This window comes from Vibrio sp. M260118, from assembly GCF_036533755.1.
In the GTDB taxonomy this organism is placed as follows: domain Bacteria; phylum Pseudomonadota; class Gammaproteobacteria; order Enterobacterales; family Vibrionaceae; genus Vibrio.
This window is the reverse complement of the sequence record NZ_JATABG010000093.1, coordinates 1-10589: the sequence shown is the minus strand read 5'-3', so window position 1 is coordinate 10589 and position 10589 is coordinate 1. Positions and strand designations below refer to the sequence as shown.

The window sequence follows — 10589 nt, the reverse complement described above, 5'->3', positions numbered from 1 at the left end:
TCAAGCTGCTGAGGTGTCAATACGTCATAGCTTTGTGAAGGTTCAGCGACTTTAGACAGAGGCACCGTTTTGCTCGCGCGCTGCTTCTTACTCTTAGTAATGTCACCAAGTTCCATAATATCTTTAATATTACGTTTTAGAGCTTGTGGCACGATGCCCATCTTCTCATTGTAGGCTTGCTGCTTCTCACGGCGGCGGTTGGTTTCGCCCATCGCCTTATCCATCGATTTAGTAATGCTATCCGCATATAGAATCGCCTTACCCTCAACATTACGAGCAGCACGACCAATAGTCTGGATAAGAGAACGCTCTGAACGTAAGAATCCTTCTTTATCTGCATCAAGAATCGCGACTAGCGAAACCTCTGGCATGTCCAAACCCTCGCGCAATAAGTTGATGCCGACTAGAACATCAAACTCACCAAGGCGCAAATCACGGATAATTTCGACGCGTTCAACCGTATCAATATCGGAGTGGAGATAACGGACCTTAACGTCATGTTCTGTCAAATACTCGGTCAAATCCTCAGCCATACGCTTGGTTAAAGTCGTCACCAAAACACGTTCATCTTTAGCTGCGCGAATTCGTATTTCAGAAAGCAGATCATCAACTTGAGTCGCGACTGGACGAACTTCTAATACTGGGTCAAGCAGGCCTGTCGGACGAACCACCTGATCGGCAATTTCACCATCTGACTTCTCCATTTCATAGTTACCAGGTGTCGCTGAAACAAAGATGGTCTGCGGTGCAATTGACTCAAACTCCTCAAATTTCATTGGTCGATTGTCTAGCGCCGAAGGTAAGCGGAAGCCAAACTCCACCAAAGTTTCCTTGCGAGAACGGTCGCCTTTATACATCGCACCAATTTGTGGAACGGTAACGTGAGACTCATCAATGATCAGCAGACCGTCATGAGGAAGATAGTCAAACAAGGTAGGTGGTGGCTCGCCTTCACTACGGCCACTGAGGTAACGCGAGTAATTCTCGATACCCGAACAGAAACCTAGCTCATTCATCATTTCGATATCAAACTGGGTACGCTGTGAAATTCGCTGCTCTTCAAGTAACTTATTACTATCGAGGAGATACTTTTTACGCTCTTCAAGTTCCACTTTGATTTTTTCGATCGCATCGAGAATTCGGTCACGTGGGGTAACGTAGTGCGTTTTCGGGTAGACGGTGTAACGTGCTAAATCACGCTGTTTGACCACCCCCGTCAGTGGATCAAAAATGCTGATGCAATCTATCTCATCATCAAACATCTCTATACGAACTGCGTCTTGATCCGATTCAGCCGGGAAAATATCAATCACTTCGCCACGTACACGGAACTGACCGCGCTCAAAAGCAACATCGTTTCGACTATATTGAAGTTCGGCCAAACGGCGTAAGATATCACGTTGATCCATCACATCACCACGCCGGATGTGGAGCATCATCTGTAGGTAAGACTCCGGATCACCCAGACCATAGATAGCAGAAACTGAAGCAACAATAATCGCATCTTTGCGTTCCAGTAACGCCTTAGTAGCGGAGAGACGCATCTGTTCAATATGCGCGTTGACCGACGCATCTTTCTCAATAAAAGTGTCTGTAGTCGGTACGTAGGCTTCAGGTTGGTAGTAATCGTAGTAAGAGACAAAATACTCAACTGCGTTATTCGGGAAGAAAGATTTCATCTCTCCATAAAGTTGAGCGGCAAGAGTTTTGTTCGGCGCAAGCAATATCGCAGGTCGCTGAGCACTCGCGATGACATTAGCTAAAGTGAACGTTTTACCTGACCCTGTCACACCAAGTAAAGTCTGGTGTGCTAAACCAGAGTCAAGCCCCTCAAGCAACTGCTCAATGGCAGTGGGCTGATCGCCTGAAGGCTTGTAATCAGATACTAAATCGAAAACTTTACTCATATTTCATCTCTGCGTAGGCAAACTCACAAGCCACTATTGTGGCTGTATATATATACAGACTCAAGCTTATACGAAAAAATAAATCTCTGTTTTGCATAAAGTGGCATTTTGCCGCTAGATCAATTGCTTTAATCCTGATATTATCTTTCGCCCTGCTAGCGATCTCTCCCCTAAATTTCGCAAAATAAACTCACAGCTTATTCACACTTTTCCTATATTTTCGCTTTTATCCACAGAAACCCAACCTTTGACTAAATTCTAGTTTTTGCCCAACCCCACTAACAAAGTCAGCTATAACAACAAATTAAATAAAAAATCACGCCTATTGAAATTACAGTGTTGAAGCCATTTTTTACATGTTTTTGACTTACTAAAATTTCACCCACACAGTTATCCACAATTTTAGTGGATAAGTAAATGTACCCCTTATTTGATAAGGGCTACAAGAAAGTAAAGTATTTTTTATGTGTTTTTTTTCGTTAGAATCGCATTGTTCATGTTGACACTAACGCTGACGCTAGCTAATATGCGCTCCGCTTAAAGCAATTCCCCCTTAGTTCAGTTGGTAGAACGGCGGACTGTTAATCCGTATGTCGCAGGTTCGAGTCCCGCAGGGGGAGCCAAATTCAGATAAAGCCGTGTCGTTAGACGCGGCTTTTTCGTATCTGATGCTGCTGGTTATATCAATCAGTCTATATACACCCAACTTTATATGGTCAGACCTTTCTTAGGCTCAATGGGTTATAGTTGGCTTCCCTTGTGAGCTATGTCTCTAATAAATTATATTTAAGCTGATATCTCCACACATGTTATGAGATTGATGATAGTCTTTCGTCTCTTGCCTGCGGGTTGTTTCGCCTTTAAATTCAATTGCTAGCCAGTAACCAATCTAAGTCTTCATATGAAAAAAGTTCTAGTCATTTCTTACTCTCAGAGTGGACAACTTTCCCAATTTGTTAAATCAGCGACAGAGCCGCTTAGTCAAAGTGATGATATACAAGTTGATCACCACATTTTAGAACCAGTCACGCCTTATCCATATCCTTGGACATTTTATTCATTTTTTGATGCTTTCCCTGAAGCAATCTATATGAATGGCTGTGATTTAAAACCAGCACCACATCTAGCAGAAGACTATGACCTGATTATTATTGGCTACACGGTTTGGTTTTTAGCCCCTTCGATTCCAATTACTGGTTTTTTGAAAACAGATCAAGCGAAGCGACTGTTACAGGATAAACCCGTAGTCACCCTCATTGCTTGCCGAGATATGTGGGTAATGGCTCAAGAGAAAATGAAGTCTCTAATTGACGATTGTGGCGGGCACTTAATTGACAATGCAGTTTTAACCGACCAAAGTGGCACGATTTATTCGTTTGTTACCACACCTCGCTGGATGCTAACTGGCAAAAAAGATGCATTCGGGATATTCCCAGCAGCGGGAGTTTCGGAAAAAGATATAGCAGAGAGCGCCCGATTCGGAGAGCGTCTGGCATCGGGGTTATCTCAAAACTTAGAAAAAGAAAGAAAACCTCTACTTACCAACTTGAATGCAGTCAAAGTCAACGGCAAGTTAGTCGGTTCCGAAAAAATAGCAACTCGCTCGTTTATGATTTGGGGAAAGCTAATCCAGCGCTCAGGAAAACCAGGCGATTTTTCGCGTAAGGTAGTCATCACCATCTACGTTATTTTTCTCATGACCATGATTTTCACTCTGGTCCCAATTAATTTGCTGGCTAAAAAACTTATCTCTCCATTGATGAAAAAATCAATTGAGAAAAGCACTGAATACTATGAAAAACCGTCCGGACGATAACATGAACAAAAGAGTATACATAAACGATGTCCAAGTTTTTTTGCCGAACGAAGCGGTAGATAACAAGCATATAGAACATGTTTTAGGTCAAGTTGGCGATCGACCTTCAAGGGCAAAGAACCTTATATTACGCTCTAACCAAATCAAACAACGCTACTATGCTATTGATCCAGAAACAGGGGATACAACCCATACCAACACTCAGCTAACCGCAGAAGCAATTCGCAAGCTCAATTCGAAAGCTTTTAGTATCGACCAAATAGAACTACTAGCCTGTGGTACTACCATCGCAGATCAACTTTTACCAAACCACGGGCTAATGGTACATGGCGAGTTAGCCATCCCGAGTTGTGAGGTCGTCGCTACTGCTGGGATCTGTTTAGCAGGAACCATGTCCCTAAAGTACGGCTATATGTCAGTACTAAGCGGGCAAAGTAATAATGCCGTTGTGACTGGTTCAGAGAATGCGTCTGCCATGATGCGCGCAAGCCAATTCGAAGCCGAAGTATCAAGTAAGCTTGAAGAGCTTGAGCGACAGCCAGAAATCGCGTTCGAAAAAGATTTCTTACGCTGGATGTTAAGTGATGGTGCGGGCGCTGCCCTGCTCAGCTCTGAAAAAAATGAAACGGGAATTTCCCTTGAGATCGAATGGATTGAACAAAAGTCTTATGCTAATGAGCTTGACGCTTGCATGTACGCAGGTGCGGAAAAACTGGCAGATGGCAGCTTAAAAGGTTGGAGGGAACACTCTACTCAGGTTTGGCTAGAACAATCGATTTTTTCTGTTAAACAAGACGTAAAGCAGCTCAACGATAACATCGTAGAATATACCGTAACGCGACCGCTGAAAGAGCTGGTCCATCACGGAAAAGTGAACCCGAATGACGTCACTTATTTCCTCCCTCACTACTCTTCTGGGTACTTCCGTGACCGTTTATACCAAGGTATGTTGGAAGCAGAGTGCGACATTCCTCAAGAGCGCTGGTTTACCAATTTGTCTTCGAAAGGAAACACCGGGTCTGCCTCCATCTATATCATTTTGGAAGAGCTATTCCATTCTGGGAGATTGAAAGTGGGTGATACCCTGCTGTGTTACGTTCCTGAAAGCGGACGGTTTTCAACCGCATTTATGCAGCTCAAGGTGGTGTAATGGAAGCGAAAAAGGTCCCTCAAGATCAATCCTCTACCTATGCCAATAACGTTAAGGCAATGTATGCAACGAGCGAAACTGGCGAGTATTCCGTCGTTACCTCCTCTGGCTGGGAAGCCGAAGAGCTGGTGACTAAACAGGCGCTGAACGAGTTTGAGCGTCAAGCTCATGCCGCATATGAATTAGTAAAGAAGGGACAGAAGTCTCCACTCTACTACCATATGTTCGCGCAACGAATGGATCTAATGGTGCTGGCTCAATCGGTCGGTTGGTTTCAGTGGCGGGTGAAGCGTCATATGACCCCTAAGGTGTTTGCCAAACTTTCTGAAAACAAGCTCCACAAATACAGTGAAGCTCTAGGAATCAGCATTGAACAGTTGTCTACCCTACCCGAGCTCAACTTAGAGGAAAACAATCATGACCAATAACGGTTTTTCTCACCAACACCACGCCCACTGTGAAAGTGGCGTGATGTCTTCAATCTTGACCCACCAAGGTCTGCCGTTATCGGAACCTATGGTGTTTGGCCTTTCGAGCGCTCTGACCTTCGCCTATCTGCCTTTTGTTAAGCTTAGTGGTATGCCATTGATTGCCTACCGCTCGATGCCTAAATCTATCATTAAAGGTGTGCAGAGAGCCTTGGGGGTGAAAATGAAAGTGGAAACCTTTTCTACCCCTGAAAAAGGCACTCATCGACTCGATTCTCTCTTAGCACAAGGTAAAATCGTCGGGGCACAAACCTCGGTCTTTTGGCTTCCTTACTTTCCAGAGGAAATGCGTTTTCACTTTAATGCGCATAATCTCGTCGTCGTGGGTAAAGAAGACACTACTTACACTATCAGTGACCCGGTTTTCGAACATCTCGTTTCATCAGATGAAAGTGCCTTGCAAAAAGCTCGTTTTGTTAAAGGTGTTATGGCGCCGAAAGGGGCTCTGTATTATCCGACCCACGTACCCACATCGATTGATTACGCTAAAGTCATCGAGAAGAGTATCAAAAAAACAGCGAAATCTATGTTAAAAACCCCTGTTCCCATTGCAGGACTAAAAGGGATGCATTTTCTAGCCAAGCATATTCGCAGGTTAGCAAGCAAAGACGCCCACTATGCCAAGCTGTTTTTAGGCCATATCATTCGCATGCAAGAAGAAATTGGTACGGGTGGCGCTGGATTTAGATATATTTACGCTTCATTTTTACAAGAATCCGCCACTTTGATTAATAATCCACACTTAGCGCAGGCTTCCACCGAAATGACTCAAATTGGTGATGAATGGCGAGAGTTTGCGCTGTTGATTGCCAAAGCGATCCGCCCAAGGAACAAGCAAGCGATTGATTTCTCGGCGATAGCGTCAAAACTAGAGTCGATTGCTGACCAAGAAAAACATCTATATCAATCACTGCTGAGAGCCTTTTGATGATCCAAATAGAGGCACTGTCAAAATCTTACAACCAAGTCAAAGCGTTAGATAACTTATCTTTAACGATACCATCTAACTCTATTTTTGGTTTACTCGGGCCAAATGGCGCGGGTAAAACCACGTTAATGTCGATATTGAATGGCTTATTAAATTATGACCAAGGTAATATCCTCTTCTTTGGTCAACCTTTATCACAGAACCTCAACGCGATTCGCCAACGTTGTTCGTTAATTCCGCAAAGCCTTGCTTTTTACGATCACCTTACCGTCAAAGAGAATTTGAAGTTTTTTGCTGGTGTCCAAGGTATTAAGGCACAAGCTTTTGATGAGAACTTTTCATATGCTGTTGAAACTAATCGGTTAACCACGATGTTAGGACGAAAAGCATCCACGTTGTCCGGAGGACAAAAACGCAGATTAAATATCGCGATTGGCCTCCTCAATAATCCTGACGTCCTGTTTTTTGATGAGCCCACCGTCGGTATTGATCCCGAATCACGCAACGATATTCTTGACAGTATTAAAGATTATGCCAAGGACAATAAAACCATTATCTATACGTCTCATTACATGCCTGAAATCGAGAAAATCTGCGATGAGATTGCGATCATTAATGAAGGGAAAATCCTCAAGCAAGGAACCATCGACGAGATGGTAAATAATCATGAGTCACAACAAGTGATCGTTGAGCTATACCCTCAAACCCATTCAATCAACGAGCTGTCTGCATTTCCCGATACCGTTCGAGTCATTAACAACCAAACTCTGTTGATAGATACTACCGATGCTTTGATCATCGGCGATGTTCTCAACAAATTGGCGCAAAATAAACTCAAGGTTAGAAATGTCCGCTACGGAACCACAACTTTAGAGTCGATGTTTATCCACCTTACTTCAAAGGAGCGTCGTGATGTTTAAGGCGATGCTTACTAAAGAATTCTTATTGATTGGTCGAGATAAGCACGCTTTAGCCGCGCTGTTCATTATGCCTTCGGTATTCATCTTGATCATGTCTATCGCTTTAAAAGATGTCATGAATGAAGACAAATCTTTAATCAGCTATATCGCGATTGATAAAGACCAGACAACTGCCAGCCAAACATTGTTAAGTCAACTTGCTGAAAGCCCCACTTTTACACAGCGCGAGTATGACCAAGACACCTACCAGTCACCCGAAGAGGAAGGGGTACAGTTCATCCTAGAAATTCCCAGCGGATATGAAAGTAACCTCGCCCAAATCAACTTGACGGTGGCCGCCGATACCTCACCATCGCTGTTGAGCCTTTTCAAAAATCAGCTGTCTATGATCAGAATGAGGGAGCAATTACTCTCTCTCAGTGCAGCAAATCACGCACGATTTGGTTCAACAGAGCAAGACAAGCTCACGTCTTTCGATGATGACCTGATTGAAGTCAGTTACGCTAAGTTCGCAGACAATGAAAAGCCTACCTCAACTCAACAAAGCGTGCCTTCTTGGATAGTGTTTGGCTTGTTTTTTGTCATTATTCCCATGTCGACAATCTTCATTAATGAGAAAAAGCAAAACACACTAACGCGCCTTTTGACAATGAATGTCAGTATCCTCAACTTGTTTGCGGGAAAGATCATTCCCTATATGTTGATTAACCAAATCCAAGTTTGGCTGATGATTGGTGTTGGGATGTACATCGTGCCTTATTTTGGCGCAGCGCCATTGGCAATTTCAGGCTCTTTGCTTGGGTTAATACTAGTTTCGTTAGCTTTAAGTATCTCGGCGATCGGCCTGTCTATCCTCATCGCAACTTGCGTCGACAGTGTGGAGCAGGCAACCACCATAGGAGGCATTATTAATATTCTGCTAGGCGCTATCGGTGGCGTCATGGTACCAAAAATGGTGATGCCAGAGTCGATGCAAACTCTAAGCAATATCTCGCCAATGTCATGGGGGCTAGAAGGCTACTTAGATATTTTCTTACGTGGTGGCGAAGTACGCGACATCCTACCCGAGGCCGGAGCCTTAACTCTATTTGGCGTTGTAACCCTTTGTTTATCAGCAGCTGTATTTACATTAAAGAAAAGGAAAGAAGCATGAAAGGCTCTTTAGACAATGAATTTAAACTAAAACTAAAAACAATGATTCTTGAAGAGTGCGATCGTGATGAAATTAGTGCTTCTGAGCTATCTGACGATGTGATGTTATTTTCGCCAGAGAGTGAACTCGAATTTGACTCAGTGGATGGTTTGCAAATTTCGATGCTTCTTCAACGCCACTTCAACTTACGCTTGGTGGATCCAAAAGAGTTCCGCCGCATCGTTACCACAATAAACCACCTCGCCGATCACCTTCAACCAGAATAAGTTTATGATCACTTTATTAGCCGGAGAAGTTCTCAGTGCACTTGGCGATAAGCAACATCAGCTAGAATCATTGCAAAAAGGCGCGTTTGTCACTCAAAACAGGACGATACCGTATTTCGAACAGCAACGAACCATCCCTTACTATGCGATAAGGAACAAAGGCAGTTTCGAAGCCCTATTTGACCCAGTTCCCTACTTAAAACAATTAATTGATTCCATATTTGAACAGCAGGATATCTCTCCCGAAGAGCGTGCACGATGTGGCGTATTTGTAGGATGTGCGTCCAATGATCTTTCCCTCTCGGTTCCACTTGGAGAAAGCATCAAACAGCAACAAACACTAACCATTGAAAAACAAAGGGTAGGCAACGGTCGATATGCAGAAAGACTCTGCCGCCACTTTGGGTTAAGTGATATTAGCCTTACCTACAATACCGCCTGCACATCTAGCTCAAATGCTATTTTAGGCGCTACGGCTATGCTTGAAAGCCATGTACTTGATTATGCGCTTGTCGTAGGTGTTGAGACCTTTGCTGAACACTCTGTTGAGGGTTTTGTCTCTATGCAGCTTCTCGCAACCGAAAGCTGTAATCCTTTTGACGCTTGCCGAGATGGGTTGCTATTAGGAGAGGCACTCAGTGTCGTGTTAATGAGTCGCCAAGATATCAAAGATTCCCCTTGGCATTTACTTGGGGGAGACAGCCGTTGTGAAACACACAGTGTCACGGGTGTAAACCCTGATGGTTCAGGTATCGCTTCAGTCATAGGTAAAGCCCTAGAAAATGCCCAGGTCTGCGCTCAGGATATCGCTGCTATTAAAGCTCATGGCACAGCAAGTCACTTAAGTGACTTAGCAGAAATCAATGGGATGAAAACTATTTTTGGTACTCCCCCGCCATTTTTTTCACTAAAACCATACATAGGACATACACTGGGTAGCTGTGGGACAAGTGAACTGGTTCTGATGATGAGTGCCATCGATAAAGGCTTTATTCCCCCAACACCAAACTTCTCCAGTATTGATCCTGAGGTGAGTTGGTCTCCAACGAGTGAGTCAATACCTTGCGAGCAAGGTATATTTTTAGTCAACTGTTTTGGCTTCGGTGGTAACAACAACGCCTTAGTCATCGAAAAGAGAGAGGCTTGATGTTTATCCATCAAATATCTGCTTATTACACTCACCGAGACTCAACGGTTGATATTAAACAAGCGTGTAAGAAAGTCGCCCCTAACTATATTCGGCGAACAGACCGTTTCATCCAACTAGGGATTCTAGGTGTTTCAGAGATTGGTAATCTAGCGAGTCACACCGCACTTTACCTCGTATCAGGTCAAGGGGACCTAGCAGTTTTTAATCGTTCGTGTGAACAGAGATATATCGAAAAAACCCCACCAAAGCCGGTTGATTTTATTAACTCTTTAAGCAACACCGCAGGCTTCTACCTGAGTAAATATCTTGGCTTAGATAGTGAGAACTTAAACTTATCTCATCACGGTTTTGTGGTTGAAAATGCCTTACGCCTTGCACAAGCGAAATTAAATCTTGATCGAGATAAGCAAATCTTGCTTGGCGGAATCGATGAACGCCCAGACGACACAACTTCTCCTCTTAATTACCTAGGTTTAAACGATGAGGTGAAGATAGGGGAAGGTTCAAGCTGGCTGCTACTCAATCAAGTGGAAAGTGGTGCATTAGCTCAAATTGTCGATGTCTCCGCTACAATCACTTTGGATGGTCTACAGCATTATTTGGACTCAGTAGATGAGCCTTGTTACGTCGCAGTTTCCGACAGGGTAGATGATTCACTACGCGCAGCCATCAGCAGACACCCACAACTGGAACTATTTGAGATTGAATGCGACTTCTATGAAACCAAGTCGCTTTACGTCATCAACCAGTTCATTGCATCCAAGCGAGGGACGCTTCTTCATATCAACTACCTAGATGGTAAGTACTGTGT

The 10589-nt window shown here is 43.7% G+C and carries 10 protein-coding genes and 1 tRNA gene; 10 read left to right on the top strand and 1 reads right to left on the bottom strand.

Annotated elements, in window-relative coordinates:
- A partial coding sequence (uvrB, locus tag QTO00_RS07890; protein ID WP_331424115.1) for an excinuclease ABC subunit UvrB occupies positions 1–1907 on the bottom strand: 1907 nt, incomplete at its 3' end.
- Between the two features lie 547 nt (positions 1908–2454).
- Between uvrB and QTO00_RS07885 the strand changes: the two genes are divergently transcribed.
- The 10 genes from QTO00_RS07885 to QTO00_RS07840 all read left to right on the top strand — a co-directional run.
- A tRNA-Asn gene (locus tag QTO00_RS07885) sits at positions 2455–2530 on the top strand.
- Positions 2531–2808: 278 nt separating this feature from the next.
- Positions 2809–3723, top strand: a complete 915-nt coding sequence (locus QTO00_RS07880) for a hypothetical protein (protein WP_038206622.1) — start codon at positions 2809–2811, stop codon at positions 3721–3723.
- A 1-nt stretch (position 3724) separates the two neighbouring features.
- Positions 3725–4873, top strand: a complete 1149-nt coding sequence (locus QTO00_RS07875) for a beta-ketoacyl-ACP synthase III (RefSeq protein WP_331424113.1) — start codon at positions 3725–3727, stop codon at positions 4871–4873.
- Positions 4873–5301: a hypothetical protein gene (locus tag QTO00_RS07870; RefSeq protein WP_331424112.1), complete on the top strand. Its 429-nt coding sequence runs from the start codon at positions 4873–4875 to the stop codon at positions 5299–5301. Before QTO00_RS07875 ends, QTO00_RS07870 begins: the two co-directional genes overlap by 1 nt.
- Positions 5291–6289 carry a BtrH N-terminal domain-containing protein gene (locus QTO00_RS07865; RefSeq protein ID WP_331424110.1) on the top strand — a complete coding sequence of 333 codons (999 nt, stop codon included), beginning with the start codon at positions 5291–5293 and terminating at the stop codon, positions 6287–6289. The genes QTO00_RS07870 and QTO00_RS07865 overlap by 11 nt, the downstream gene beginning before the upstream one ends.
- Positions 6289–7209 (top strand): ABC transporter ATP-binding protein, encoded by a 921-nt coding sequence (locus QTO00_RS07860; RefSeq protein WP_331424108.1) that lies wholly within the window; start codon positions 6289–6291, stop codon positions 7207–7209. The genes QTO00_RS07865 and QTO00_RS07860 overlap by 1 nt, the downstream gene beginning before the upstream one ends.
- Positions 7202–8362: an ABC transporter permease gene (locus QTO00_RS07855; RefSeq protein ID WP_331424107.1), complete on the top strand. Its 1161-nt coding sequence runs from the start codon at positions 7202–7204 to the stop codon at positions 8360–8362. Before QTO00_RS07860 ends, QTO00_RS07855 begins: the two co-directional genes overlap by 8 nt.
- A complete protein-coding gene (locus QTO00_RS07850) occupies positions 8359–8628 on the top strand; it encodes an acyl carrier protein (RefSeq protein ID WP_038206608.1) in 270 nt (89 codons plus the stop codon). The genes QTO00_RS07855 and QTO00_RS07850 overlap by 4 nt, the downstream gene beginning before the upstream one ends.
- Before the next feature lie 4 nt (positions 8629–8632).
- Complete coding sequence (locus QTO00_RS07845; protein WP_331424106.1) at positions 8633–9775, top strand: beta-ketoacyl synthase N-terminal-like domain-containing protein; 1143 nt, start codon at positions 8633–8635, stop codon at positions 9773–9775.
- Positions 9775–10589, top strand: an 815-nt coding sequence (locus tag QTO00_RS07840; RefSeq protein ID WP_331424105.1) for a hypothetical protein, incomplete at its 3' end; no start/stop codon positions are given. The genes QTO00_RS07845 and QTO00_RS07840, both read left to right, overlap by 1 nt.

Coding starts and splice junctions, on each gene's coding strand:
- QTO00_RS07880 (WP_038206622.1), top strand. CDS start 2,809: ATGAAAAAAGTTCTAGTCATTTCTTACTCTCAGAGTGGACAACTTTCC.
- QTO00_RS07875 (WP_331424113.1), top strand. CDS start 3,725: ATGAACAAAAGAGTATACATAAACGATGTCCAAGTTTTTTTGCCGAAC.
- QTO00_RS07870 (WP_331424112.1), top strand. CDS start 4,873: ATGGAAGCGAAAAAGGTCCCTCAAGATCAATCCTCTACCTATGCCAAT.
- QTO00_RS07865 (WP_331424110.1), top strand. CDS start 5,291: ATGACCAATAACGGTTTTTCTCACCAACACCACGCCCACTGTGAAAGT.
- QTO00_RS07860 (WP_331424108.1), top strand. CDS start 6,289: ATGATCCAAATAGAGGCACTGTCAAAATCTTACAACCAAGTCAAAGCG.
- QTO00_RS07855 (WP_331424107.1), top strand. CDS start 7,202: ATGTTTAAGGCGATGCTTACTAAAGAATTCTTATTGATTGGTCGAGAT.
- QTO00_RS07850 (WP_038206608.1), top strand. CDS start 8,359: ATGAAAGGCTCTTTAGACAATGAATTTAAACTAAAACTAAAAACAATG.
- QTO00_RS07845 (WP_331424106.1), top strand. CDS start 8,633: ATGATCACTTTATTAGCCGGAGAAGTTCTCAGTGCACTTGGCGATAAG.